This is a genomic window from Bradyrhizobium diversitatis, from assembly GCF_016031635.1.
In the GTDB taxonomy this organism is placed as follows: domain Bacteria; phylum Pseudomonadota; class Alphaproteobacteria; order Rhizobiales; family Xanthobacteraceae; genus Bradyrhizobium; species Bradyrhizobium diversitatis.
Genome location: NZ_JACEGD010000060.1, coordinates 1 through 26241 on the forward strand (window position 1 = coordinate 1; position 26241 = coordinate 26241).

Genomic DNA, 26241 nt, shown 5'->3' on the forward strand with positions numbered 1-26241 from the left:
AGTCAAAGCTCAGGACCGCCCAGCGTCTGACCAATCTGATCTCGCTCTTTTGCATCCTGAGTTGGCGGGTCTTTTGGATGACGATGCTCAACCGTTCGGCTCCAGACGCGCCGCCAACCCTCGCGTTGACCGCGACTGAAATCGGCGTGCTCGATCGCCTCGTGAACGACAGACCAAAAGCAAGACGGAAAACGCTGTCGTACTATCTGATCAAGGTTGCCCGGGCTCGGCGGTTATCTCGCCCGCGCCAGCGATCCGCCGCCTGGCAATACCGTCATGTGGCGCGGGCTGTCACGTCGACCGACATAGCGCTAGGTGTCATGGTCGGAGGAGAATTTGTGGGTAATTGAACGCTTTGGCGGAGGGATACACCGGAGGCGTCGCGGAGGGCCGATCACGCAGCGGCGGCCCCAGTCCCGGGATCACCGGCTGGTGCCGCGCTCTCAGCCGGGCCCGGGATGATCATCTCGGCTGCTTTGCGTCTGAGAGAGCGCAACAAGGGCTGCACGATGGTGTGCTGCGGCGGACCGAACTGTTCGGCGCAGCGTTCGGCGAGGCGACCGAGAACCTGCCAGTGCGGTCAGACGGGGCTCGGCCGTCAGCCAGCGTTCAATGTCGGCGAGGTGCGGATCGAGCATCGATGGCATCTCATGCGCTTTTTGCGTGGCCTGCGTATGCGCCGGTGGATGATGCGCTGCTCGCCCAGATGCACATCATTGCCGAGCCTCTTCGCGAACGCTGCTGCATTCGTTGTCGGAGCCGGAGGGCTGGCTGCTGCCGCGAGCTTACCTGCGCGGGCGCCGACGTGCATGCCAAGCTCCGCCTGTGTGGCTCTCATCGCGGCCAGCAGAGCCACGGGATCAAGCGTGCGATAAAGCTCCCGAAGACGCCGTTTGACGGTCTTGCTCAACCTCGGATGCGCCAGTGCGCACTCATAAGGTGTAGCTGGAACATGATAGCGCTTGATCACTTTCGCCCCCTCGCGTCGCTTGTCCTTCAGCTTGAAGGACGGCTGGAAGAAGTTGGTGTGCAGCCGAGATGCAGCATACAAACGTTTCGTCACGCGCGTCGTCTCGACGCCGTGAAGCGACCGTATCCCACAAGCGGCCGAACGACAACGCCGTTCTTCTCAACGAAGGCCTGATCATTTTTCTTGTATGCGCGCGAGCGCGTTACCTCGATCTTTTGCGCGCGACACCAGGGCACGACGACGTCGTTCATGAATGCGCTGTCATTGTCGAAATCGGCGCCGCGAATGACCCGGGGCTAAAGGCTCTGCGCGCGCTCCATGGCCCGCACGACGAGGCCGCCCTCGCGCGTCACCAATGGCATGCACTCGGTCCAACCAGTGGCGACGTCGACCCATCGTCAATGTCTGGATGAACGAGCCAGCCACGGATGTGCCGCCATGGGCCACCATGTCGACCTCGCAGAAACCCGGCGGCGGATCGTGCCAGTCGTTGAACGTCCGGATCGGCACTTCCCGCCGCACCGCCGAATAGAAGCCAACCCGCCGGCGCTTACCTCCGGCCGCGGCGATTTTTGTCTCGACCAGCAGGCGGCGCTCGATCAGCCTGGTCCAGCTTAAGCCGGCCATGCTTCTCCAGCGATGGTCAGCAACGTCGGAACCATTACCTTGAGCCGCTTGCCGCAGATCCGATCCGAGGCCTCCCACAGCGCCACCAGCGCATCCCTGATCGTGGGGCCATAGGTCGGTCTTCGCTGTCGCCGGACCTCCGGCGAAATTGAGACCTGCGTGGCAACCGCCCGAACCGCGTGCTTGCGATGCCAGCCGGTCACCGCGCAAAGCTCGTCGAGAATGCGCCCCTTATCTGCGCGCCCTGCTGATCGATAGCGGTCTACCACCGCCGCCGTGATCTCGCGCCGCGCACCCAGGCTGATCCGTCCTGCCATCGGCGACACCGATCCGATTCGGTATCGCCGCCCCACTCCTGACGGTCAGTTCTCCGGTAACATTCTTGATGAGGCAATGCGGGGGCAAATTTAAACACGATGACGTAATTGCGGTCGGCGCTCGTGGCAGGCAAGCTCCGTTATCGTCGAGCCCTCGCAACCAAATGATTCGAAGGAGCTCCCATGAAGCAGTACGTCGGGCTGGACGTCTCACAGAGAGAAACCGCCGTATGCGTTATCAGCGAGACTGGTCAAGTGATCTTCGAAGGAAAAGCCAAGTCTAATCCTGGTGCCTTGACTGACCTGCTTCGCAAACATGCGCCACAAGCCGAGCGTATCGGCTTCGACACCGGTGCGATGGCGAGTTGGCTATGGCATGAACTCCGCAGGGTTGAGCTTTCGGTGGTCTGCATCGACGCTCGGCATGCGCACGCAGCTTTGTCGGTCCGAATGAAGAAGAGCGATCAGAATGATGCGCGAGGCCTTGCCGAACTGGTGCGGGTTGGATGTTATCGAGAGGTCAAAGTAAAAAGTGAGGAAAGCCAGAATATCCGAGCGATCCTTGGCGCCAGATCTCGGCTAGTATCCATGCGCCGAGACATCGAGAACCAGGTTCGCGGCTTGATCAAAGAATGTGGATTACTATTCCCTCGCGCGATCGGCCAACAGTTCCGCAACCAGGCCAGCGAAGTCTTGGGCGTTGATCATTTGCTTCTCAGCGTGATATCGCCGCTGCTCTCGATCCATGAGAACGTTTGTCAACAACAAGGTAAGTTTGACAACGAGGTCCGCCGATTGGCAAAGCTGGACGAGACGACGCGTCGCCTGATGACGGTCCCCGGGGGGCGGCGTCGTGACCGCTGGCTTCCGCCATACGATCGATGACCCCTCGCGCTTCCAATCGGCTTCGTCGGTCGGCGCCTACGTCGGCCTTACGCCGAGGCGCAGCCAAGGCCGACGCGGCGCAGCAACTCGACGACCCTGTTTACCGCCTCCGAGGGTCTAACACGCCTATTGATCAGCAGCGGCTCAGCAATCGAAGAACCGATGCTCATGCGCGGATTCAGCGAGGCGAACGGATCCTTGAAGCTCATCTGCATACGGTCGCGCTGACGCTCAGCCTGATTGAGCTTGAGTACGTCGACACCATCGAGCAACACCGAGCCAGAGAGCGGCTCCGTCAGGCGCATTATCGAGCGGCCTGTCGCCGACTTGCCGGCGCCGGATTTCTCCGACCAACGCCAGCGTCTCGCCACCTTCAGACCGAACGAGACGTTTTCGACCGCGTGGACCTGCCCCTGGACCGCAGAGAGGCGGCCCGAGCGACTCTCGAAGCGGATGGTCAATCCCGCCACTTCCAACCAACACCGGTCGCACTGTATCCTTGACCGCGTCCGACAACTCGGTGGGCGCATCAGACGCTACAGTGGCACGGTTACCAACAGGGAAACGCATCGGTCGCGTGCGCCCTTCCATCGAACCGAGCTTTGGGACCGCTGCGAGCAGCGATCTCGTGTAGGGCTTCTGCGGGTTGCCGAAGATATCCTCGGTCGCGCCGCTCTCCACTTGATTGCCGTTGGTACATGACCACTGTGCGGTCTGCGATCTGCAACCACGCCGTCGTGCGTGATGAAGAGCACGGACATGTCTTCCTCGTTCTGCAGAATCTTGATCAGCTCCAGACTCTGGGCGTGAATCGTCACGTCCAGCCCGGTGGTCGGCTCGTCAGCTATCAGCAATTTCGGCTTGCAAGCCAATGCCATCGCGATCATCACGCGCTGGCTTCCGAGCGTAACAGGCCACGACGCAGGATCAGCGCCTCGGCAATCTGAAAGCCGGTGGTGAGCACCGGATTCAGCGAGGTCATCGGTTCCTGGAAGTTCATGGCGATGTCGTTACCGCGGATGTGGCGCATCTCCGCTTTCGGCAGCGTCGGCAGTTCTTTGCCATGAAGCTCGATTGAGCCTTCGATTTTGCTTGAGCTGGGCGGCGTCAACCGCAGGATCGACAGCGCGGTTACGCTTTTGCCAGACCCCGACTCGCCTACCACCGCCACCGTCTCCTTCAGCGCGATGTCGAAGGAGACGTTCCGAACGATCGGTTTCCATTGCCCCTCGACCCGGAAGGAAGTTGAGAGGTTCGAGATGGAAAGGGTGCTTTGTATCGTTATCGATACCGACTTTCCGGATCCTTATCGCGATGTCTGGTCAGGCGCTCGAGGCGTCAGGCTAGCGCGCCAATGAGAGCTGCGAACAGCGAGGCATCTGCGTGGCGACCACGCCCGTTTGGACCCTGACTGTCTTTCCACGCAGCCCATTTGACGATGACGATTCCCTCGGCCGGATTGATCGAGATCGACTGACCGGCATTGCCCAACGCGTAGAACATTGATTCTGCACCGCGCATTGGCACCGGCGCAGAAGTCGGCCTCGCAGGATCGACTGCGCCAGCCCGGACGGAATTCACGCCATCAGCGTTATGGAGCCACCATTGGAAACCGTAGGGCGACCGCTCCTTAAGCGACGCCTCCGAAGGCCGCGTTGCCTCGTGCATCCACCACTCTGGCAGTACTTGGGTGTCTCCGCACTTGCCACCATCCAAGACGAACTGCCCGAAGCGCGCATAGTCGCGTAGGATCGCGCCGATGCCGGAAGCTGTGAAGGTCGTCCCGCCATCGGCTTCAGTGTTCCAGAACCCGTCAGCCTCCATGCCGTAGGGCTGCCAGATTCTTTCGGAAAGATAAGCGGCCGGTCGCTTTCCGGTAGCGCGCTCGACCACGATTCCGCAGAGGATCGAATCCAGCGAGGAATAGTAGAACAGGTTTCCAGGTGGCATTTTCTGCTTGGGTGTGCGGTTAGCGACTTGGGCTAGAAGGCGAAGGAACGCGCCCTGCTGCCGTCCAACCGTGCACGCCTGCAGCGTGTAAACGTCTGCGTTTGGGTCCTTATAATCCTCGATGAAAGATACGCCGGAGACCATCTGCAACGCTTGCCGCAGGCTTACGCCATCATAAAGACTCCCTCGCAGCTCGGGTACGTACTTGACGACTTGATCGTCCACACTACTGATCGCTCCATCCCGAACGGCAGCTCCGACCAACGTGGAAGTGAAGGATTTTGCCATGGAGCGCGAGGCCCAACGTGTCGAGGCATCGTTACCATGCGCGTATCGTTCGAGCACAATCTTGCCGCGCTTCAGCACCAACAATGCGGTCGTCTGATTTTCGCTGAAGTATGTCTCCAGTGAGAGGCGCTTGCCCTCGTAACTGTATGCGACGTCGATGTTGGAGACAGTCTCAAGCTCATGCACCCGGTTCCCAGCTGGCACAACGTCGCGGGGAAAGAGGTGATGCATATTCCGATGAGCAACGAACTTCTCTGCCGTGGTCCATCGCAACTGATCGTCCGCCCTAGGCATCGCCGCGCGATCTTGGGGCAGAACAGGAGTGAGCTCGCGCTCTGCAATACGAGGCATTCGTGGGTTCCTCCAATAAACGGGCAACGCCTGCCGACGGCATGCCTGAAGTTCCTTCGCCATTCTCGGATCCAGTGCTTCTCTCAGGCCGTCGCCGAGCAGATTGACGCTGAGGACGGAGATGGAGAGGAAGAATAGCATCATCGTGCACAAATCTGCCAAAAGGATCGAGCCTCAGCGATGACATTGCCTGCTATCTACAACCTACTGGAAACAACGGGCCGCCTATGACCAGTTAGATACCGGGTCTATCGCCCGTCAGGGGTTCGATCTTGATGACGTCCGCCACCAGGATTGCCAGAAATATGCCACAGGAGGGTTCCATTACCATGTAGCTCATTCGACGACGCGGGCTCCCTCCAGCGGCCGGAAATTTCCGCTCGTGCGCTCCTCCCCGATAAAGAAATAGATAACCTCTCCTCCTTTTCAGGACAGTATATTGTTCAGAACACCGCATTCTAGAATCGAGAAGGAAGAGCTATTGATGCAGCTTCGATTGATGCCTTGGCGCGCCACGCTCCGACGGCCATCCTTGCTGGGAGCTAGCTCGCCATCGATCATGCCGCGGCGAAAAGCGCTGTGCTGATCGCCAAAGTCATTGACCGTGAGATGCTGGGTTGCACGATTGCCCCAATCGCAACCTCGCCTGGCTTCGAGTCAAGCGCACGCTATTTTCCGGCGTCGTGACGTGGGATTGAATGAGGTCGAACAGCTTCTGTTCGGTATAGTTCTGCAGATCGATGAAACGCTGCGCGAAGTTGCCAAGGACAAGCGTGCGCTCACCGCTCTCGAGATGGACACGAACCACCGGATTTAGTCTAGCAGATTGTTGAAAAAAGCCGATCGCCGACCGGCAACCGTGATTCATTGGCTCGAACGACCGGAGGTGGTTATAGAGCGGCAATGTGGGTGCGAAGAGCGCGACAATCAGGATGGCGTGTCGGTGTCGCGGCGATGATCGCCGCGATGATTGTCGCGCGTAAGAGTTTTGTTGGTGTTGATTGTCGCGGAGCGTCAATCAAGCTTGCGTCTTTGCCGTCGCGTGCTCCAGCGGCCGTACCGGACCGCACTTTCGCTCGATCGTAGTGCGGCGGCGATAGCTTTCGACGTTCATCTCGAGGATGGTGGCGTGGTGGACGAGGCGATCGAGGGCAGCGAGCGTCATGGCGGGATCCGGGAGGACCCTGTTTCACTCTCCGAAGGGCTGATTGGCAGTGATCAGCATCGAGCGCTGCTCGTAGCGTGCGCCGATGAGTTCGAACAGCACCTTCGTCTCGGCCCGGTCCATGGTGACATACATAGACAGGATCATCGAGGATGACGAGATCGAAGCAGTCGAGGCGATTGATACGGCCTCGAGGTTGAGTTCGCGGCGAGCCACCTAGAGCTTCTGAACGAGGTCGCTGGTTCCGATAAAGAGGACGCGCCATCCGTTCTCGAATAGGGCAAAACCGAGCGCTGGTGCCAAGTGACTCTTTGGACCGCCTGGCGGGCCGAACCGAAGCAGATTGGCGGCCTTGCCCAACCAGCCGTCGCCGATGCAACCGCGGTGACTTGCGCCTTGGAGATCATCGGCACGGCCTCGAAGTCGAAGCTGTCGAGGCTCTTTCGGCCGGCAACCGCGCGTCGACGAGATGACGCTCGATGCGGCGGCGGGCGCGTTCAGCGATCTCGTGCTCCGCAATGGTGTATTGCTTGTCGGACTGCCAGGCGCGTTGCGGCCCGGACGAGAAACGAGAAGCCATCTTCAGATCGGAGATCAATGTGCCAACCTCCGAATGGATTCGTCGCCGACGATCGTCGCGGTTCGTCCGCAAAGACGCAAAGCGGGCGAAATGGGTAGAGGATTTTTCCGAGACCGTAGGCGGAGTAGTTTAGACCTGGACCGACGTCAGCTTCTTCAAGCAGCGCAGCGCGAACGACGACCGGCTGTGGCGGTGCCTGGAATGCGATAGAGCTTTTCACGCAGAAAGCGTTCGTAGCCGGCGGTACTTTCGACGGCGACCTCCACGATGTAGTCGTAGTCGCCGGTTGTGAGATAAGCTTCGATCACCTCCGGCAGGTCCGTGAGCAGTTGGCCGAAACGTTCGAGTACCTCCTCGTCATGGCGGTCGAGCGTTACCTCTATGATGACAGCCTCGGGCAGACAGAGCTTGTCTTGATTGAGCAGCGCGACATACCCATCGATATAGCCCTGCGTTTCGAGGCGCTTCAGCCTGTTCCAGCACGGCGTGCTGGAGAGCCCGATCCTGTCGGCGAGTTGCGCCGTCGTCAGACGCGCATCCTGCTTGCAAGACGCGCAGAATCTTGCGATCGATCTCATCGAGCCGAAGCGAGTCTTTGGGCGCAGCATATGGGCGAAGAAGCCGTGAGCTGCGCCTTCCGCAAGGCGCTATTGCCGGGCGATATGAATTTTCCGACCTATCGCCAGGCGGGGCTTCTGTTCGCGGGCGGCTACTCCCTGATCGAGATGGCCTGCCAGATCTACTCCAACACGCACGATCCACTGAAGGGACGCCAGCTGCCCGTGATGTATTCCTGTAGAGAGCACGGCTTCTTCTCGATCTCCGGCAATCTCGCCACCCCGTATATCCAGGCGGTCGGCTGGGCGATGGCATCTGCGATCAAGAACGACACAAAGATCGCGATTGCCTGGGTCGGTGACGGGGCGGCGGCCGAATCCGACTTCCATCCGCCTCGTGTTCGCCTCGACCTATCGCGCGCCGGTCGTGCTCAACATCGTCGACAATCAATGGGCCATCTCGACCTTGCAGGGCATCGCGCGCGGCGGTTCCGGCACGTTCGCAGCGCGCGGTCTCGCTTTGGGATCCCGGCGCTGCGCGTCGACGGGAACGACGACCTCGCGGTCTGCGCGGTGGCGAAGTGGGCGTGCGAGCGGGCTCGCCGCAATCTCGGCCGATCCTGATCGAGCACGTCACCTATCGCGTCGGCGCGCATTCCACCTCGGATGATCGCTCGGGCTATCGGCCGAAGACGGAATCCGAGGCGTGGCCGCTGGGAGATCCCGTGATCCGACTCAAGAACCATCTGATCGTACGCGGCGCCTGGTCGGAGGAGCGGCACAAGCAGACGGAGGCGGAGATCCTCGACACCGTGCTCTCGGCGCAGAAGGAAGCTGATAGTTACGGCACGCTCCACTCCGAGCAGTGGCTTCCGCGCGCGACATGTTCGAGGGCGTGTTCGCCAATATGCCGCCGCACCTGCGCCGTCAGCGCCAAGAGGCGGGAGTCTAGACCATGCCGCGGCGGACAATGATCGAAGCGATCCGCGACGCCATGGACGTCATGATGTCGCGCGACGAAGACGTCGTCGTGTTTGATGAGGACGTCGGCTATTTCGGCGGCGTGTTCCGCGCAAGCCAGGGCCTGCAGGCAAAATACGGAATGAGCCGCTGCTTCGATGCACCGATCAGCGAACTCGGCATCGTCGGCGTGGCCACCTATGGATTGAAGCCCTGCGTCGAGATCCAGTTTGCCGATTACATGTATCCCGCCGATGATCAGATCGTGAGGCCGCTCGGCTACGTTATCGCTCGAACGGCCAGTTAACCAGCCCTCTCGTTCTGCGCATGCCGACCGGCGGCGGCATCTTTGGCGGGCTGACCCACAGCCAGAGCCCGGAGGCGCTGTTTACCCATGTCTGCGGTATCAAGACCGTAGTGCCTTCGAATCTCATTGACGCCAAGGGCCTTCTGATCTCGGCGATCGAGAACCCCGATCCCGTAATCTTCCTCGAGCCGAAAGGACTTTATAACGGCCCATTCGACGGCCATCGCGACCGGCCAGTAACGCCATGGTCGAAGCATGATCTCGGCGAGGTCGCCGAGGGGCATTTTGCAATTCCGCTCGGCAGCGCGGCGATCCGCAGGCAGGGCAAGGCCGTCACCATCCTCGCCTACGGCACGATGGTTCACGTCGCCGAGACCGCCGTGACCGAGACCGGCGTCGATGCCGAGATCAACGATCTTCGCACGCTGCTACCGCTTGATCTTGAAACCATCGAAGCCTCGGTCAAGAAAACTGGACGCTGCGTGATCGTGCATGAGGCGAGGTTGACCTCGGGCTTTGGCGCCGAGCTTCGCGCGCTCGTTCAGACGCGATGCTTCTATCATCTGGAAGGGCCGATCGTGCGCGTAGCCGGATGGGACACGCCCTACCCGCATGCGCAGGAATGGGACTACTTCCCGAGACCCGCGCGGATCGGGCGCGCTGGTCGAAACGCTGGACGCTTGAGATGGCCGAACACGCCGTCACGCTGCCCGACGTCGGCGAAGGCATTGCGGAAGCCGAGCTGGTGGAATGGCACGTGAAGGTCGACGACCTCGCGCGAGGACGCGGTGCTCGTTGCCGTCATGACCGACAAGGCGACGGTGGAAATCCCCTCGCCGGCGGAAGGACGCGTCATCTGGCTCGCCGGCAAGGTGGGCGACGTCCTCCCCATCGGCTCCAACATCGTTCGGCTCGAGGTGGACTGCAAGAGCGAACCGGCAACGGAGAAAACGAAACTGACACCGCCCGCGGCAAGCCCTTGGGCCAAAAGGCCTGACGATGCTGCGACCGCCCCGCGCGTGCTGGCGAGCCAACCGCCCATCGCACCGAGGTCGCAGCCCCTCGCAACGCCTCTTCACCACGCAGGCGAACGGCCTTTGGCCGCCCCCGCAGTCCGGCTCCGTGCGCGCCAAGCGGGCCTCGACTTGCGCCAGCTTCGCGGCACAGCCCCGGCTCGACAAATCACCCACGACGATTTCGACGCTCATTTCGCGCGCGCCCACACCTGCACGGCAGCGATGCCGTATCAGGCGAAAACTGCGGTTAAAGATTCAAGATTGTTGGATTGCGCCGCAAGATCGCCGAGAAGACGTCAATTGCGAGCTCGCGCATTCCGCACATCACCTATGTCGAAGAAGTCGATGTCACTGCGCTGGAGGATTTGCGCGCGAAGGTCAATGGCCAGAAGCGGCCGGGCAAGCCCAAACTGACATTGTTGCCGTTCCTGATGCGCGCCATGGTGCGCGCGATCGCCGAGCAGCCTCATCTCAATGCCCATTTCGACGACGAGGTCGGGATCATCCACGAGCACGCAGGCGTTCATATCGGGATCGCCACGCAGACGCCGACCGGCCTGGTGGTCCCCGTCGTTCGGCATGCGGAAGCGCTCGACCTCTGGAGCTGCGCCGCTGAGGTCGCGCGGCTCACCGAAGCGGCTCGGAATGGCAACGCCACCCGCGACGAACTCACCGGCTCGACCATCACGATCACCTCGCTCGGCGCGCTGGGCGGGCTCGCGACGACGCCCATCATCAATCACCCCGAGGTCGCGATCGTCGGTGTCAACCGGATCGCACCCCGTCCGCATTGGGATGGCGCCACCTTCGTTCCGCGCCAGATGATGAACCTGTCGTCGAGCTTCGATCACCGGGTGATCGATGGGCTCGACGCTGCTCAGTTCGTGCAGCGCATCAAGCTGCTCCTTGAAACGCCGGCCGTGATTTTCATTGACGCATAGGACGTTGACTGGAATTACCTGTAAGCTCCTTGTCATCGGCGCGGCCCCCGGCGGCCACACCTGCGCGATCCGCGCCAGCCAGCTCGGCATCGATACAGTCGTCGTCGAAGCCGAAAAGCCGGTGGGACCTGTCTCACTGTCGGCTGCATTCCTTCGAAGGCCCTGATCCACACCGCCAGTGAGTAATGAAACCATTGCGCGTGCCACAGAGGCAAGAATGTCCGCGGCATTTTCACTGCAGCGCCATCGCTCGACTTCGCCAAGACCATCGCCTGGAAGTCGTCCGACGTCTGAACGGCGGTGTGGCTGGCCTGCTGAAAAAAGCCGGCGGCAGATAGGTGGCTGGCCACGCCTCGTTTCGCGACGGCAAGTCCGTCGAGGTCGAGACGCAAACCGGTCCGCAGATGATCCATACGGAAACGGTCGTGATCGCGACGGGCTCCGAGCCGGTCGCGCTGCCGTTTCTTCCCTTCGGAGGCCGCCTGATCTCGTCCACCGAGGCATTGGCGCTCACCGAAATCCAGAAGAAGCTTGTCACGGTGGGCGGCGGTTACATTGGCCTCGAACTCGGCACGACGTTCGCGAAAATGGGCGCGGCCGTCACCGTCGTCGAGGCCGAGCCACGTATCCCCCCGCAATGATGGCGACCTGAGCGAGCCTGTCGCCAGGCGGCTGAGCGCGCTCGGAGTTGCAGTTCTGATAGGCGCAAAGGCGAAAGCGCTCGTCGCTGACAGCACGACGCTCACGATCGGCGACGTCACGGGAGAGCCGATGCTGCGAGCAGGTTCTCCTGCCAACTCCTCGTCCGCGCGATATCGTCATCATGGAGGCAAGATCGCGTCAGTTCATTCGCTCCGCTAGCGCCAAGCTCTTCTTCGTATCAAAAATCCTCACCCGACTTCTTCTGTGATGCCGTAGCGCTGGAGATCTCGATCGCGTACAACATGTACCGCGCTTATCGCCGCGTTACCAGTTTAGTGTTGGTTGCGGCAGAGCGCCCAAGAATTTTGCTTCCCATCGCCCTCTAACGATTGCGCTATGGACGACCTCCATGATCAACTGACGTACTTTTTCGGTCGCGAATGTCGAGGGCCGTTCGGTTTTTTCGCACATGAAGAGCATGCGCCAAAGCTCAGGCTCGATCACCCGCCGAGAGCGGACATGCCCTTCAGCGATATAATGTTGCATAGCCAATTTTGTTGTCAGGGCACATGCAGATCCTGACGCCAACAGCGGGCCCAACGCTGCCAGCGAGTCGATCTGGAAGCGCGCGCGCCCCTCCAGCCTTTTCGACAAGCGAGCATCATCTATCAGCGCTTTTGGAACAATTCCGTGCCGCGGCAGCATCAGCGGAAGTTTGACCATCTCAGAAAAGGTGATCGGTTCGTCGGTGTTGCCGATGATGGGAGTCGTCCCGACGAGCACCATTTCCTCTTCCAGAAGCGGTATGGATCTTAGGCTGGGATCGCCCGGTGGATTGTACGCCAATGCGATATCGACATCGTTCGACATCAAATAGCTTAATGTCGATCCCGATAAGCTTTCGGCGATGGCGAGTCTAAGATTTGGAAATTCATCGACAACTCGATTAAAGAGGTCAATGCCGACTGCCTTTATTGCTGACTGCGCCATTACAACTGAAACTTCGCCGGCTATTTCGGTGCGAGCATGACGCAGATCATCTTCTGCGGCCGCTACGGCCTTGAGGATCGATTTTGCGTGAACGTAGAGACGTTCGCCGGCTGCGGTCGGAAACATGCCACGTGACTCTCGCGTGAAAAGTTCCGTGCGGTAGTCAGCCTCTAAATTGGAAAGATGATGGCTGAGGGCTGACACCGCGACGCTGCATTGTTCGGCCGCTCGGGAAAGTCCTCCCTGCTCATAGATCGCAGCGAAGTAACGAAGCTGTCTGAGATCCACGGCTAACCCCTGTCGATTTTCGCTCGACCGCCTACGTGTTTATCGACAATCAGCGGCGTTTTGCCGGTTCGATGCTGAAGCGTTACGCAGCAAGTTTCCGCGATTCTCCCGCCCTCGCACGACGGCTTTCGGTCGGCTGCTTACGGAAAGCGCATCGGCATTGGGCGATGGTGTGCGATGACGCCGCTTCGCAGGGTCTCTTCCTTCCTTCAGCGACATCGTGTGCCGGCATGATATAGGGACTCCGTTTCCGGGTGATGGCACAGCGGACAAGCCGGACAAGGGTCCGCATTGGCTTCCACTCGAGTCACGAAAGCCGAGGTTTGGATGCTGGTGGTGGAGACGATGGCCAAGATCCGTCGCGCCTAATTTTGATGCACCTAGGCCCGCCGATGATGCGCTGTCCCTTCGGCGTCTATTAATGCACACTTTGGCCAGCAGCCGCCGGTTCTTGAATCGGCGGTTTGCCGAGAAACGCACGAAGAAGGCGTCGGGATCGTTGGCGCTAGGCGCGGCGCCTGGCGGAATCATGTAGGCTTCCTCCATGAGTAGAGCGATGGCCGGACTCACGCGCTCACCAATTCGCATGTCTCCGGCCCATGAATGAGCTTTACTTTTCCTGCGTCGAACCCTGGCGTGTATGTCTCCTTGAGGAGGTTGGATTGACCGACCAAGCTTGTTCCTGCCAACCCGGAGGTAGGAAATTCCTCCCTAACCGATCTCGGTCAGCTCGCTCCCCTTTAAAGAAGACCTGCTCCTTGCACATATCTGCGAGTGAAAAAGTCCGCGAAGCTGATTGGAATTGCCTCCAGGATGCGCTTCAGTGAGCTGGTCCCGGTTGTCTAAACAGAATCTCTGCGTCGAGAAGTGGAGGGTCTGCCGGGGCCGATCGCCGTTGACGGCGGCCAGCGCCACCTTCGCCTTGAAAGCCGGTGTGTGGTTCCGGCGTGCTCGTCTCGTCATCGTCGCTCCTGATTCGCGGGCCAATGCCCGCCGTAGGCAGAAACTGCACTTATCGCCCTGTCCAGATTTGCGGAGCCGGCTCTCTGCACGTGGCGAGCGTCTCCCCGAATTCGGTCCCTCGCTCGGAGATCGCCGTTATCCCGCTGCCTGCATGAAAGACCATCAGGCCTGCGGATCGCAATGCTTGTGTCCGTTGTGGCCGTTCAAGCCGAAAAGCCGATCGCTCCGCAATTGACCTCGCGGCACTCGCTCGAATTCGTATGCGTCCGGTGAAGCTTTCAATTACCCACATTTCCAGCCGCTACGATTTCGGCGCCAAGTTCGATATCTGTGAGTCTCGAGAGGCCGCGCCAGATGACTACATTTCCGGGTGGCGGATCGCCCGCCCTGGCCAAGTAGCCAGCTAATCGTGCAAGTTTGGTAAGATAGGATGCAAGGGTTCCAGGACGACATCGTCGATGGCTGGCGCCGCCGATGAGTCGGTCGAGCATTGCGATCTCGGTGTGCGTCAACGCGAGCTTCGGTGACGCTTCCGGGGCGACGCGATTGAGCATGGTGAGCCGGAGGACGCGCCAGCTGATACAAAACAAGTAGACGTCTTCTGCCCAATCGCCCGAAAAGACTCATCTTTCACGCCAAACCAAGCGCAAACTTCGGCTTAGAGCTCAAACAGCTTACGCGGTGCTTTTGTCAACACCTCGACGTTCGAGCCGGTTACGCGGAACGACTCGCTGATGACGTAGCCGAAATCGTCCTCCAGCCAGTTGCCAAGCATCAGGTGAAAGGCCATGTTTGGCTTCAACTCCGTACTATCGCTGCTTTGCAGGCTCACCGTAGGTTCTGCCCAGTCGATGCCGATAGGGTAACCGCACCGAGAGTCTTTTCTGAAACCCATTTTTCCCATCGTGCGATAGAAAGCGTTTGCGACATCGCTGCAGGTGTGCCCCGGCCGTGCCACTGCCAGGGCCGCTTCAAGTCCGGCGACTTGCGCCTCATGCAAGCGGCGAACGCGATCCGGTGCCGGACCAATCGTGAACGTTCGCATGATCGCAGCGTAATAATTGTGGCGATTGCCGCTCAGCTCGATGTTGATTTGTGATCCCTTGCGCAACTCATCGTCGCTCCACACGATGTGGGCTGTGCCCGTGCGCGGAGAGGAACAGATCAACGGTGCGAACGCTCCGGTCGCCGGCTTGCCGCCCGGAGCGCCGCGCACCTGCGCCGCCATGATTTCCGCCGCTACCTCAGACTCATGGACCCCGGGGCGGATCACCTCGGCTGCCCGCATGATGGCGGCATCAGCAATTGCGGCTGCGTCCCGCAAGACATTGATCTCTAGGTCGGACTTGATCAGCCGCACCCAGTCCACGAGCTTCGTGGCATCCACGACCTGTGCATTCTCGAGTCTCGCTTTGAATTTCTCTGCGGTCGCCACCGTCATCACGCCGAGAGTCAACGCTCCACCGGCATTGAACTCGATGCCCACACTGCGGTTTGCATAGCCAGCCTCGTGAATGAAGTCGATCATCACGTCGTAACCGTTCTGGTCAGGTCTGCCGACGTAATCGTCAGAGTAACCAATCACGTTGCCAGGCTCCAAGTACGTCAGGTGGAGACATCCTGCAGCATCCATGGCGCGCACGATCATCGTCGGCTCAGCCTTGTCGCCCATCACCAGAAGGCCGTGGATGGAGTACAGGCGCGAGACGTTGCCTGTAAGATAGGTGATGTTGGATGTACTGGTGACGAGGAGAGCATCGATGCCGCGCCGCGCCATTTCCGCCTTAACCGCTATCAACCTACGCAGATATTCGGATTTCGGAAAGGGTTGCAGGGCTTTAGTAACGGCCATTTCTCAGACTCCTTGCATCGGCGATTTTGATTGGACGAAGAACTGGACTTTCTAGTTCAAGAGAAGCCCTTTGAAGAGCGCGATCGTATGAAAACCAAGGGCGCCGATGCTATTGAACTAGCAGCGAAGCCCCCGCCCCCCCCCCCACGATCATGTCGACATCGGTGATCGACAGACCCAGCAGACTCGTCGGAGCGGGCCAATCGGTACCCACCCCAGAACCGGTTGAGATTATTCGACGCTGCAAACGATTCCAAGGCTACCGATGCACTCTGATGGCAGCGCCAGAGCATCATCTCCTAGTTAGCTCCCTGTGGAGCTCACCGCCGGGACCGCTTGCACTGCACGGATCAGCTTTGACGACAGTGCTGAGGCGAGGAACTGTTCTCGGGCTTCAAAATAGGTGTCCGAAAACAGATCCGTTGCAGCTTGCCTCGCGTCGTCAAGATTCATTGTAGTTCCTCTTCATCATCCGTTAAGATCGATTCTACGACACGGCATGAGACGCGTGGGGAGGATCGGTTGAAACCAATTCTGAAGCCTTTGTCGAGTTTTTGTCGGGCATTATTTGCGCATTCTGCGCCGATTAAGCGCGCTCTATGGCAGACTGGCGCATTTTTTCGTTACTTGCTGGACGCTTTCGGTCTCTATGATTGCCCTCGGCCGAGAGATTCCCGCAATTTTGCACTTCCCATTTCGCTTGCATGTCTCACACGGATTCTCCTTCGGATCCGTGGCTCATATGGACGACGATCTGGCTCAAGCATTTTTCGATTGTCAACTCGCGCGTCGGCGCCAAATGGCATTTGCGCATACTTCGCTCTTTGCGGTCGCAAAGAGAGCTTTATTCGGCTAGCGAAAACCTCAATCTGTATGATCTGCTCCCCTCTGGTCCACCGATTTGCCTAATCGAACACCCAAGGAATTAGTGCTCTCATGACCTCCCACGTGCTTGGTCCCTCGGATTCATGTGACTTGAACGCGGCGTACCGCCTGAGAAGAGTGGCCACGTAACACGGCCCGGTCACGTGCTGAAACCGGTGACATTTGATTTTCCGGTCATTTGGGAAACGATCGAGGGCGGATGGGCGGGTCTTGGTGCTCAGGCCACCGCGCGAACCGTCGATGGCCTGATCTTCAGACCCCTTTTTAGCCCCCCGGTGACCTGCCACTGAATTTTCATCTAGCAGCGCTTAGAGTCTCGGGGTCTTGTACGCCAAGTGGCGCGGGTGGAGCAACGGACGATCGGCGGAGCTGGTCGGAGTTTCGCAGCCGATCGTCCGTTGCGGTGAGGTGGGCGGCATAGGGGCGGGGGTCAGGTATTTCAGCGACGAGTGAGGCCGGCGGATATTGAAGTTGGCGATCTTGGCGCCGGTACCATCCAGATTGAAGAACAGGATCTCGTTGAGCAGTTCATCGCGCATTCGGCCGTTGAAATGATGCCATCGGCTTTCCCGGCGCGATAAAGTGTCAATCGATGATGGCGCACGAAAATGGATCGACACGATGCGCTTCATCTTTGCAAGCAAAAGACCGATAAACCATCAGATCCTGAGCGTCGCGCGGCGCGAGATCGAGCCGGCACTTTGCTTACAGCTTCCTTCAGCCCCCTCCTCGCGACGCCCCCCTTGCTGTTCGGCTAACGGTTCCCATCACCAGGGTCCGTAGGGGACTCTCACCCCAGGTCATCGACCGGACACCACTCCGATCAATCGAATCGCGCCAGTTACGGCGCTCCGCGCCATGCTTGGCACACCGTAAGAAAAACCCTCGGCGGTTTCCCGCCAAGGGTCCTTTCTCGTTGGGGCGACCAGGATTTAGAAGTTGCGCTGAGCACGAAGCAGCAACGAGACAGTGCCCTGATCCTTGATCTCGTAGATCGCGGGCGGCTTCGCCGCGGTTGTGGAGCCCGGGTAATTGATGGAGCCCGCGTACTTCTGGTTAAGCTGCGAGTAGTTGAGATCGGCCGAGAAGGTCAGGCCCTTGACCGGAGTCCAGCCCGTTCTCGTGCCGATAACCCACAGATCGAAGTCTGGATTGCAGGTTGATCCTGCCGTCAGCAGCGCCGCCATGGCGGCGCTGCCGCAGATATAGCCCTTAGCCGTACCGTTGTAACGAACAGCGCCGTAAGCACCATAGAGAGACGTATTCCAGCTCGGATTCCAATTGTGAGTATAACCGGCATTCATACCGTAGGACGTGGTCAGTTCCAGGCCAGAGCCGGCGACGAAGACCGCGTCAGAGAGACCGGCAAAGCCAATGCTCCCATAGGCGCCAGCTAATCCGGTACCGCCGAACATTGAGTAAGTGCTGTTCGTGATCTCCTGGAAATTGTACCGGGTTGCACCTTCAGTATACACGCCCTGGATGTTGATCGTGTCGCCCGGACCAGTCGGGAGATTCTTGATCGACAACGCCAACAATCCAGCTCCGCCCCACTTGTCTGCTGGAGAGCCAGAGGTTTCGTACTGGCCGTAGTAGCCGGCGTGATTGTTATGCGCCGCGAACGAGGCCTGGAACAGGCCCCAAGCTTGATCGACACGTAACATGGCAACGAGATCAGGAGCACGCGTCCCGCCGAAGTCGTTGGCGCCGTAAGCACCACCAACGATCCCGGTGCCACTGATGGCGCTCACATTCCAGAGGTTGCTCTGGTAGTTTTGCACCGGGTCTTGCGCGGACAACGACAGCGTCACGCCCTGGCCGAAGTCTGCGGTATAGGTAAATTGGTTGACACCGACAACCGTGCCGCCGCCACCAGGCAGACCGTCAAAACTGTTTGCGGGATAGTTGACCCAGGGCGTGGAGAATTGGGAGATCGCGTGCCCCATGGTGAAGCCGGCGAATTGGAGAAAGACGGTGTAGACGCCCAGTCCGCCGGCGAAGAGGTTGCCATCGGCGACCGCCCCGGGAGCACCGGAGGTTGAATACGTCGTGGCACCGCCAGTGAGACCTGCACCGGCGCCGTTGTAGCTACCGCTCGTCCAGTTGAACACCACGTCAGCATACGTACGCAGCACGCCATATTCGGTCGCCGTGCGGGTATCGATGTTAAAGTCAAAGCGAGACCGGGCGTAGTAGTAGTTGGAAAGGCGGTTATTCGCCGCGTTCGTACCACTGTGATAAGCAGTGAAATCAGCTGCGTGACCCGTCAAGTCAGCGCGCAAATATCCACCCAGCTTGATGCAAGTGTCGGCGCCCGGAACGTAGTAGAAGCCGGCTCCATACAACGTGCAGATCTTCACATACTCGACAGCCTTCGCCTTTACGGGAAGATCAGCCGCCTGCGCCCCAGCGCCCGCAAACATTGCCGCAGAACCGAGCATGAGAGTTTGTGTCAGTTTCATGATAAACCTCCAGTTGAACCATCGTTTTCCGTCTTTCAGAGATGCGCCACCCATAGCCTCACCGCCGTGAGCGGCTGCTTGACGGAACGACGTCGAGGCGCCCCCTCTCCGTCGAATACGGTATAGGCGCCTCCGTTGATTGCATCAATTAATTAATATCTACAATGAATCTTTGCTTGCGGCTGTTGCGCATTTGCCACGCCATGCCATACCCCCAACTGGCGCCATACGCACTTGAAGGCACAAAAGAACCCCCGGGGGGGCATCCCGGAGGTTCCACTTGGAGATTTTAACATGACCGGCTGGTCGACATGCCAAACGATCGAAAACTTCATACTACCGATCAATTAATTTTGTCAATTGATATTACATGCCAGATATGTCGCTGGCCTCTTTTTCCGGTCTGCTAGGTCGGTTACATCGGTTTCCGCCGAGGAGGTGTCGGACGCGCGCCTGATTGGGGGCACGAGGACGAGGTTTGGCGGAAAGACCAACATGGCCAAGGAAGGACAACTCGATAGAGCCGTCAGGGATTTCATTTGGAATATTGTCGAGATCCACTCCCAACTTGAGGAAATCCATAAAGATTGGGCTCGGACGTTAGGAATAACCGAACCCCAATGGCTTATCTTAATGGCTATCGACGAACTCGACCAAGGTCGTGGCGTCTCAGGAATAGCAGTTGCGAACAAACTCCGCGTCCATCCCGCGTTCGTTACCATTCAAACCAAGAAGCTCGAGAAGTTGGAGTTCCTCGCCCGCGTAGTATCGCCGGAGGATGCAAGATTCCTGCAGATGTCGCTGACGGATAGGGCGCGTGAAGAGGTCACCAAGCTTTCACTCAAAAGACAGGCTCTCAATTCAGCGATGTTTAGCGGGGTAGATGAGGAGTCCCTTGCCTACATCAACAAACGGCTCGACTCGATTGCCAAGAATAGCCAACTGGCATCTCAAAAGCTGAGTATAGGTATATTTTAGCGTGGTCGAAGTTTGCCGAATTTGTCGGCAGAGACAGCAGCTCGTAATACTTATCAGCCCAATGGCAGAGATGTTGGCACTGGGGGCAGTTTTAACGGCATCGCGGTCGAGGACGGTTGGGAGCCGAATCGTGTGCGAGCTTTCGAGCTAGCCAGCCGAAAATGCAATCGTCGGAAGTCACGAAATTTTCGATCTCGGCTACCGGAGTTTGGGTTGTCCGGGCTGTGACTAGCTCGATGTCGACGCCCCACGCAATGCAGTCAGTTTTTAGTTTGATGGCTTCCGACTCGCTGACGAAACCGCGCCCACCGGCGACCACGAGAACTGGGCATTTCAACCGTCGTATCAATCGCGAGCGATGCCCCGACACGAGGTCCGCGTCTGCCACAGCTGCAGTCCTCGTCATCCATCCGACAGATGCTAGAAGCCGCGCCCAATTCCAGAGGCCACCGTCGCAAACCGCCGCAGCAATGCGGCCATCAGACGCCGCGAAATCAGTAGCCAGAACAGCCGACAACCCTTCTCCATAGACGCCAATCCGAGTGGCATCGATGCCGGGCTGGACTGACAGATAGTCTAGACAATGAGATAATAGGACATCCGGGCGCGAATAACTTGAAACTTCGTCGTGAGAGAGAACGAGAAAAGACATCCCCCGAGTAATCGCCATCGGCAGAAGCCTTCCGAGTAGCTTCGTTTCTGTTTCTTGTTCCTTGCTGATGCAAATGACTGCCGGAACGATTGAAGCCCGACTACCGGCCGGCAAGTAGTAGGCTGGAAGTCCGACTCGATCGGCGCACTCAATCTGTACACGCTCTAGCTTCTGAGCTAAGGATAATCCGAATTTCTGAATGCCGATGTCAATCTTGGTTGAAACGACTTCACCTTGTGGATCATCTTCATCGAGTAGCCGTCTGGCAACTTCAAAGGCGGTCAGCGCACAAAGCCAAGCTTCGGTCGCCTCATCAAAAGCTCCTTTTTTGATATCCAATTCAACAAGAAAGCAGTGAGCATCTCCGATCGCTTTCCATCTTCCGACCCAGATCTGCTGGTCTCCAGTCCGCCAAATGTCTCGGAGATTATCTAGGAACATCGCGGCGGCTCGCCGCGTTGACGAAAGATCGCCCCTCACGTAGGCCATTCAGCGTCCTCCATCCAATTCGCCCCCTCCTGCAAGTCCCTTCCCTCCCTACTTGCACGTGGAAATCATTCCGCACGGCGAACAATTCGCCCTTTTGACATAAATGTTACCGTTCCTTGAATCCGAATTTCTTCAAGGTAGGGCCCAGCACAGCCGAAATTCTGCGCCAAGCAGGGGAATGTCGAAGTTTTCAAACCAGCAAGGCATGGCCGATTGCGCCCGGGCAGCGTGAGCGACGATCCGAGGGCTGCCTGCTCGAGCGCAAAAAGATGCTCGGCACGGTAACTCCCGGTAAGCGCCTTCGCGATCGTCTCAGGACTGGAATGGCAACTGTAATGGCGCAAACCCCGCCAGCGTCTCAGGATCGCGCTCGCCGGCAAGGATCGCGCGAATGATGCGCATACCAGTCACGCCGGTGATATCGGCGATGACGTGGTGTAGCTGAAGATTCACCTCGTCAGCGCCTTCTGCATATGCTGGATGTGCGAGGCCGAGTACTCCAGCAGACGCTCGCGCTGACGCACGTAGGCTCGCAGTTCGGCAATCTGCCCTTTGGGCCGAAAGCTGGCCCGCAGTAACCCGAACGAATGGAGCCGCTGCAGCCACTGCGCGTCGCTGACATCAGTCTTGGCGCCCCGGCACGTGCTTGGCATCGCGCGCGTTGACAAGGACATCGCAAACTTGCGGGCATCGAGAAGCTCGAAAATCGGAACCCGTAGACGCTGGTCGATTCCATGACGACCGTCTCGACCCCGCATTCCGCAAACCAGTCGACTAGTCGATGCAGATCGGAAGTGAAGATACCGAAGCTGGGTTACATGTCACCAAAATCATATCGGCCGCTCCCTTCCGGGCCACAGTCTAGCGGCAGTGCGTCTCTATCCCACAGGGAGCGAGCAGCGCTGGGGTCAGTTTTTTTGAAAGCGCGCTCAGCAAAGCCGGCCTGCTGAGAGCAAAGCGATGATCGACCGTGAGCACGACCTGCCGATCACCAAGCAAGCGGAAGCTTGCTCGGCCGAACCAGGTCTGGGCAATGGACATCACCTACATTCCGATGGCGCGTGGCTTCGTGTATCTCGCTCTCGTGCTGGACTGGGCGACCCGCCGGGTTCTGTCATAGCGGCTGTCGATCAAGATGAAGACGGCCTCCTGCGTCGCCACACTAAAAGGACGCCCTGGCGCGTCACGGCAAGCCCGACATCCTTCAACACCGACCAAGGCTCGCAGTTCACTGGCCAGGCGTTCAGCAGTGTGCTCGCCGACAATGGCATTGCGATCAGCATGGACGGCGAAGGAGCTTGGCGGGACAATGTGTTCGTCGAGCGGTTGTAGCGCCGCGTCAAATACGAGGAGGTCTATCTGCGCGCCTACGACAGCGTGTCCGACGCCCCGCCTCGATCGGCCGCTATCTCGACTTCTACAATGGCCGGCGTCCCCACCGAGCCTTGACGGAGGCACCCCGGATCAAGCCTACTTCAACCCGCTGCCAATCCGCATGGCGGCCTGACCCCGGCAGACCCTCCACTTATCGACGCGGAGATTCTGTTTAGACAACCGGGACCACCTCAATCCGGCGGTGCGCCGACCGTCGAGAGTGCGTTCTTCTAGAATCGAGAAGATGGGAACCCCGGTAGGGCATCGAGCACGGAATACCCATCACACTTGGTAGGTACGTCGATGCCGGCTCTCAAGTAAGTAAGTGTAGCCGATTTGGGACGATATGCTTGGGCGCTGCGGCCTTTTGTGGGCACAACGTTCACTAGCTGAATGCAGCTCGATGACGATGACGCGGTCGACGGGAGACCAGACATGCAACGTAACGACGAAATGAAGCTCGGTCTGTACCTTGCTAAGGCGGGATATCACGAAGGCGCATGGCGCGATCCAAGCTCACCACCAAATGGTGGTGTTGATGTCAAAGATTATGCTGATCTTGCGACCCTTGCCGAAAGCGCAGCGTTTCACTTCGTATTCCTTGCCGATCATCAAGGTGTGATAGATGATCACGCATCCATCGGTCGCGCTGGTCGTAACGATGGACTCGAGCCGCTCACTCTATTGTCAGCGCTTTCCTCGAGAACGCAGTACATCGGGCTCGTCGCGACGGCGACGACGACGTACTACCAACCTTATCATGTTGCGCGCATCTTCGGATCACTTGATCACTTATCGCAGGGACGCGCGGCTTGGAACATCGTCACCTCGGTAGTCAATTCCGAAGCGCGAAACTTTGGTGAACAGGAACTTCCAGATCATGACAGGCGTTATGCGCGAGCGAAAGAATTCGTGCAAGTTGCCAAGGGCCTTTGGGACTCGTGGCAGGACGACGCTTTCATTCGGGACAAACATAGCGGTGTTTATGCCGATACCACGAAGCTGCATGTCCTTGACCACCGAGGGCCCCACTTTTCTGTGCGGGGCCCACTGAACATCGCCAGACCGCCGCAAGGCTACCCCGTGTTGGTTCAAGCTGGCGCGTCCGATGCGGGAATGGCGTTCGCTGCAGAAATCGCCGAGGTGGTTTTCACCGCTGAGCCGTCTTTGGAAAACGGTAAACGATACGTCGCAACTCTCAAACAGAAAGCGCGCGCATTCGGACGCGAGGCGGACGAGGTTCTCGTCATGCCCGGGATTGTCCCGATCACTGGAAGGACCAAGCAGGAGGCCTCTGAAAAGCTTCAAAGACTACAATCCTATATGCACATAGACAGCTTAACTGGTGCAGCGAATCTTTGGCTCGGGAATGTCATCGACTTACATTCAGTGGATCTCGACTCGTTGGTCCCCGAGAAGTTGCCACAGACCAATTCCATTCAGAGTCGTCAGAAGATACTCGTCGATCAGGCTGTGCGTCAGAACTTCACCTGGCGACAACTGATCCGGCTGGTATCTGACAGTAAAGGTCATCTGATGGTCGTTGGGACACCGGAGGAGATTGCGGACGTAATGGTCCAGGCATTTGACCAACATGCAGCTGACGGTTTTAATGTGTTGCCGACAACTGTTCCTGAGGGACTCAAGGACTTTGTTGAGCTCGTCATTCCAGAATTGCGCCGACGAGGAAAGTTCAGACGCAGGTATTCCGGACAAACGCTAAGAGAGAACCTTGGACTCAAGCGGCCACGCAATCAGTTCACGCTGTCAGGTGTAAGTAGTCGACAATGAAAGAGTGCCAAAGCCGTTGAGCGGACTTGGTAGGCGGCGCGTTGTATATCTAAAGTAAGCGTGGCGCCGACGCCCTTCTGAACCGCCCCGGGATTGCCGGAGGCTCCAACTCTTGAGAAGATGGAGCCATGACAGGCAAAACAACGAACAAGTTTTCACCCGAGGTCCGGGCCCGTGCGGTTCGGATTGTTCTGGATCACGCGAGCGAGCATCGTTCGCGCTGGGCGGCGATGACCTCGATTGCGGCCAAGATCGGCTGCATGCCGCAGACGCTGCATGACTTGGTCAAGAGGAGCAAGGTCATCGACAGCGGACAGCGGGCCGGCGTTCCAACCGAGATGGCGGAGAAGCTGAAGGCGCTCGAGCGGGAGAACCGGGAGCTTCGGCAAGCCAACGAGATCCTGCGCGAGGCAAGCGCCTATTTTGCGACGGCGGAGCTCGACCGCCGGTTCAAGCCATGATCGCCTTCATCGACGATCATCGTGGGACGCATGGGACCGAGCCGATCTGCAAAGTCTTGCCGATCGCCCCCTCGACCTACCACGCCAATGTCGCCATGCGGCGCGATCCGGCCAAGCTGTCGGCGCGCGCCAGGCACGATGCTGCCCTGAAGATCGAGGTCCGGCGGGTGTTCGAGGAGAACTTCTCCACGAAGGGGTCATCCGGGGCAAATGCGTCAAAACAACGATCAGCGAAGGCCGCGCCATGCCTGCGCGTTCCAGACGATCGTGATCACCAATTCCAGGCCATCGCGATCACTCATTCCACAGCATCGTATTCACGTTTCCAGTTGATCGTGATCGTCAATTCCAGGGGATTGTGATCGCTATTTCCAGCGGATCGAGATCGGGGACAGCGAGGCGCACACCACTGGCAGTCTGCAACCCAGGTAGCTCGGTCTTTTGCCCAACAGCAAAGGATCGAGATGCCGACAGAGAGACTGTCCATGCGCCACATTCACGAAGTCTTGCGCCTGCACTACAGCGTCGGCATGTCGTAACGCGCGATTGCCCGCAGCCTCGGCCTGGCCCAGGGCACGGTCAACAAGTACCTCAACCGAACGCGCCGGGCCGGCCTGACCTGGTCGTTGCCGCCGGAGCTCGATGACGATGTCCGGCTCGAGAACTGCCTGTTTCCTCCACCTTCCGATTTGCCCAGCGACGAGCGTCCGCAGCCGGATTGGGCGCTCGTGCATCGCGAGATGCGGCGGAGGAACGTCACGCTGATGCTGTTGTGGGAGGAGTATAGCGACTCCCACTCCGACAGTTTCCGCTATTCGTGGTTCTGCGAACGCTCCAGGGAATGGGCCAGCCACCTTAAGCCGACTCTGCGCCAGGTTCATGTCGCCGGCGAGAAGCTCTTCGTCGACTATTCCGGCCACACCATGGAGGCGGTTGACGGGCTCACCGGGGAGGTGCGCGCGCGCAGATCTTCGTCGCCGTGCTCGTCGCCTCGAACTACACCTACGCCGAGGCCAGCCTCAGCGTACCCCTCCGGTGAAGCTTTCAATTGCCCATAACTTTGGCCATTCCGGCTGAATCGCTGATCGTCGTAATCTTGAATCGAAAGAATCACTTGTGATTCCTTGCTGAGCACCTGATTCGGGAGGAGGTGCTCTATGGGGCTGACAGCAAGGGATCGATCGGCAAAAGGCCGTTTGTGGTCCTTGGAAGGTGAATGTTGGATTGATCGAGAGAGTAGTGGATGCGAGTTTAGGGATGCGCGGCTCGGCGACAGATTCCGCAACTGCTCACGCAGATTGGAAGCGCCATGGGACAAAGCATTCCGCTCGTCTGCCAGGATTGGGCAAATACCAAGGCGGCCTACCGCTTCTTCTCTAATGACCGGGTCAGCGAAGCGGACATTCTGGCCGGCCATTTCCAATCGACACGTGATCGCGCCGCCGCCACTGAAGGTCTCGTTCTTGTGCTGCACGATACAACCGAATTCAGCTATCAACG

At 58.8% G+C, this 26241-nt stretch carries 15 protein-coding genes, 12 pseudogenes and 1 other annotated feature; of the genes and pseudogenes, 11 read left to right on the forward strand and 16 right to left on the reverse strand.

All coding sequences use genetic code 11. The annotated features are described in order from the left end of the window. Positions 1–350, forward strand: a pseudogene (locus tag H1B27_RS37120) (IS4 family transposase); the annotation flags it as partial. Between the two features lie 248 nt (positions 351–598). Here the strand turns inward: H1B27_RS37120 and H1B27_RS37125 are convergent. From H1B27_RS37125 to H1B27_RS37140, 4 genes are read right to left on the reverse strand one after another with little or no spacing between them, the layout of a single operon-like run. Next, a complete protein-coding gene (locus tag H1B27_RS37125; protein ID WP_197969449.1) occupies positions 599–1063 on the reverse strand; it encodes a hypothetical protein in 465 nt (154 codons plus the stop codon). After that, positions 1060–1221: a hypothetical protein gene (locus tag H1B27_RS37130; RefSeq protein WP_197969450.1), complete on the reverse strand. Its 162-nt coding sequence runs from the start codon at positions 1219–1221 to the stop codon at positions 1060–1062. Before H1B27_RS37130 ends, H1B27_RS37125 begins: the two co-directional genes overlap by 4 nt. 10 nt (positions 1222–1231) lie before the next feature. Beyond that, positions 1232–1597 carry a hypothetical protein gene (locus H1B27_RS37135; RefSeq protein ID WP_197969451.1) on the reverse strand — a complete coding sequence of 122 codons (366 nt, stop codon included), beginning with the start codon at positions 1595–1597 and terminating at the stop codon, positions 1232–1234. Further along, entirely contained in the window at positions 1585–1914 is a 330-nt protein-coding gene (locus tag H1B27_RS37140; protein ID WP_197969452.1) for a hypothetical protein, read from the reverse strand. The genes H1B27_RS37135 and H1B27_RS37140 overlap by 13 nt, the downstream gene beginning before the upstream one ends. A 183-nt stretch (positions 1915–2097) precedes the next feature. Here H1B27_RS37140 and H1B27_RS37145 point away from each other — a divergent pair. After that, positions 2098–2866: pseudogene (locus tag H1B27_RS37145) on the forward strand (IS110 family RNA-guided transposase); the annotation flags it as partial. Here the strand turns inward: H1B27_RS37145 and H1B27_RS37150 are convergent. From H1B27_RS37150 to H1B27_RS37170, 5 genes and pseudogenes are all read right to left on the reverse strand, one after another. After that, a pseudogene (locus tag H1B27_RS37150) lies at positions 2865–4078 on the reverse strand (ATP-binding cassette domain-containing protein); the annotation flags it as partial. The pseudogenes H1B27_RS37145 and H1B27_RS37150 overlap by 2 nt on opposite strands. Positions 4079–4137: 59 nt before the next feature. Further along, the gene (locus tag H1B27_RS37155) at positions 4138–5532 is read right to left on the reverse strand and encodes a serine hydrolase domain-containing protein (RefSeq protein WP_197969453.1); all 1395 of its coding nucleotides are present in this window, start codon (positions 5530–5532) and stop codon (positions 4138–4140) included. Between the two features lie 451 nt (positions 5533–5983). Beyond that, entirely contained in the window at positions 5984–6406 is a 423-nt protein-coding gene (locus H1B27_RS37160; RefSeq protein WP_197969454.1) for a hypothetical protein, read from the reverse strand. Beyond that, positions 6407–7072 (reverse strand): annotated as a pseudogene (locus H1B27_RS40915) (ATP-binding protein). It lies immediately after the preceding gene. Between the two features lie 216 nt (positions 7073–7288). Further along, positions 7289–7711 carry an Lrp/AsnC family transcriptional regulator gene (locus tag H1B27_RS37170; protein WP_311977708.1) on the reverse strand — a complete coding sequence of 141 codons (423 nt, stop codon included), beginning with the start codon at positions 7709–7711 and terminating at the stop codon, positions 7289–7291. A gap of 30 nt (positions 7712–7741) precedes the next feature. Between H1B27_RS37170 and H1B27_RS37175 the strand changes: the two are divergent. The 4 pseudogenes from H1B27_RS37175 to H1B27_RS37190 all read left to right on the forward strand — a co-directional run. After that, positions 7742–8664: pseudogene (locus H1B27_RS37175) on the forward strand (thiamine pyrophosphate-dependent dehydrogenase E1 component subunit alpha). Further along, positions 8646–9619, forward strand: a pseudogene (locus tag H1B27_RS37180) (alpha-ketoacid dehydrogenase subunit beta); the annotation flags it as partial. The pseudogenes H1B27_RS37175 and H1B27_RS37180, both read left to right, overlap by 19 nt. 23 nt (positions 9620–9642) lie before the next feature. Further along, a pseudogene (locus tag H1B27_RS37185) lies at positions 9643–10914 on the forward strand (dihydrolipoamide acetyltransferase family protein). 4 nt (positions 10915–10918) lie between these two features. Further along, positions 10919–11664 (forward strand): annotated as a pseudogene (locus tag H1B27_RS37190) (FAD-dependent oxidoreductase); the annotation flags it as partial. 216 nt (positions 11665–11880) lie between these two features. Here the strand turns inward: H1B27_RS37190 and H1B27_RS37195 are convergent. The 5 genes and pseudogenes from H1B27_RS37195 to H1B27_RS37210 form a co-directional block, all read right to left on the reverse strand. Further along, on the reverse strand, positions 11881–12834 hold the full coding sequence (locus H1B27_RS37195; protein ID WP_197969455.1) for a LysR family transcriptional regulator: 954 nt from the start codon (positions 12832–12834) through the stop codon (positions 11881–11883). A gap of 1241 nt (positions 12835–14075) precedes the next feature. Beyond that, entirely contained in the window at positions 14076–14387 is a 312-nt protein-coding gene (locus H1B27_RS40560) for an IS4 family transposase (protein WP_283817050.1), read from the reverse strand. 68 nt (positions 14388–14455) lie between these two features. After that, the gene (locus H1B27_RS37200) at positions 14456–15649 is read right to left on the reverse strand and encodes a M24 family metallopeptidase (protein WP_197969456.1); all 1194 of its coding nucleotides are present in this window, start codon (positions 15647–15649) and stop codon (positions 14456–14458) included. A gap of 1179 nt (positions 15650–16828) precedes the next feature. Then, positions 16829–17119 (reverse strand): annotated as a pseudogene (locus H1B27_RS37205) (integrase core domain-containing protein); the annotation flags it as partial. Between the two features lie 347 nt (positions 17120–17466). Then, on the reverse strand, positions 17467–18996 hold the full coding sequence (locus H1B27_RS37210) for a porin (RefSeq protein WP_197969457.1): 1530 nt from the start codon (positions 18994–18996) through the stop codon (positions 17467–17469). Positions 18997–19491: 495 nt separating this feature from the next. Between H1B27_RS37210 and H1B27_RS37215 the strand changes: the two genes are divergently transcribed. Next, on the forward strand, positions 19492–19974 hold the full coding sequence (locus H1B27_RS37215; RefSeq protein ID WP_197969458.1) for a MarR family winged helix-turn-helix transcriptional regulator: 483 nt from the start codon (positions 19492–19494) through the stop codon (positions 19972–19974). A gap of 91 nt (positions 19975–20065) precedes the next feature. Here the strand turns inward: H1B27_RS37215 and H1B27_RS37220 are convergent, their stop codons facing one another. Together H1B27_RS37220 and H1B27_RS41325 are read right to left on the reverse strand one after the other, a co-directional pair. Beyond that, entirely contained in the window at positions 20066–21115 is a 1050-nt protein-coding gene (locus tag H1B27_RS37220) for an alpha/beta hydrolase family protein (RefSeq protein WP_197969459.1), read from the reverse strand. Between the two features lie 248 nt (positions 21116–21363). After that, positions 21364–21926 (reverse strand): annotated as a pseudogene (locus H1B27_RS41325) (IS110 family transposase); the annotation flags it as partial. A 189-nt stretch (positions 21927–22115) separates the two neighbouring features. Between H1B27_RS41325 and H1B27_RS37230 the strand changes: the two are divergent. The 4 genes and pseudogenes from H1B27_RS37230 to H1B27_RS40575 form a co-directional block, all read left to right on the forward strand. Continuing rightward, positions 22116–22622 (forward strand): annotated as a pseudogene (locus H1B27_RS37230) (IS3 family transposase); the annotation flags it as partial. Between the two features lie 302 nt (positions 22623–22924). Further along, complete coding sequence (locus tag H1B27_RS37235) at positions 22925–24280, forward strand: LLM class flavin-dependent oxidoreductase (protein WP_197969460.1); 1356 nt, start codon at positions 22925–22927, stop codon at positions 24278–24280. Between the two features lie 128 nt (positions 24281–24408). Beyond that, positions 24409–24938: pseudogene (locus tag H1B27_RS37240) on the forward strand (transposase family protein); the annotation flags it as partial. Then, positions 24696–24812: a sequence feature (AL1L pseudoknot), on the forward strand. Its footprint overlaps the pseudogene before it by 117 nt. Positions 24939–26050: 1112 nt before the next feature. Further along, positions 26051–26241, forward strand: a 191-nt coding sequence (locus H1B27_RS40575; RefSeq protein ID WP_283817034.1) for an IS4/Tn5 family transposase DNA-binding protein, incomplete at its 3' end; no start/stop codon positions are given.

Bases quoted from the DNA above. Each gene is read 5' to 3' on its own strand.
- H1B27_RS37130 (WP_197969450.1), bottom strand. From the start codon at position 1,221: ATGAACGACGTCGTCGTGCCCTGGTGTCGCGCGCAAAAGATCGAGGTA.
- H1B27_RS37135 (WP_197969451.1), bottom strand. From the start codon at position 1,597: ATGGCCGGCTTAAGCTGGACCAGGCTGATCGAGCGCCGCCTGCTGGTC.
- H1B27_RS37140 (WP_197969452.1), bottom strand. From the start codon at position 1,914: ATGGCAGGACGGATCAGCCTGGGTGCGCGGCGCGAGATCACGGCGGCG.
- H1B27_RS37155 (WP_197969453.1), bottom strand. From the start codon at position 5,532: ATGATGCTATTCTTCCTCTCCATCTCCGTCCTCAGCGTCAATCTGCTC.
- H1B27_RS37170 (WP_311977708.1), bottom strand. From the start codon at position 7,711: ATGAGATCGATCGCAAGATTCTGCGCGTCTTGCAAGCAGGATGCGCGT.
- H1B27_RS37200 (WP_197969456.1), bottom strand. From the start codon at position 15,649: ATGGCCGTTACTAAAGCCCTGCAACCCTTTCCGAAATCCGAATATCTG.
- H1B27_RS37210 (WP_197969457.1), bottom strand. From the start codon at position 18,996: ATGAAACTGACACAAACTCTCATGCTCGGTTCTGCGGCAATGTTTGCG.
- H1B27_RS37215 (WP_197969458.1), top strand. From the start codon at position 19,492: ATGGCCAAGGAAGGACAACTCGATAGAGCCGTCAGGGATTTCATTTGG.
- H1B27_RS37220 (WP_197969459.1), bottom strand. From the start codon at position 21,115: ATGGCCTACGTGAGGGGCGATCTTTCGTCAACGCGGCGAGCCGCCGCG.
- H1B27_RS37235 (WP_197969460.1), top strand. From the start codon at position 22,925: ATGCAACGTAACGACGAAATGAAGCTCGGTCTGTACCTTGCTAAGGCG.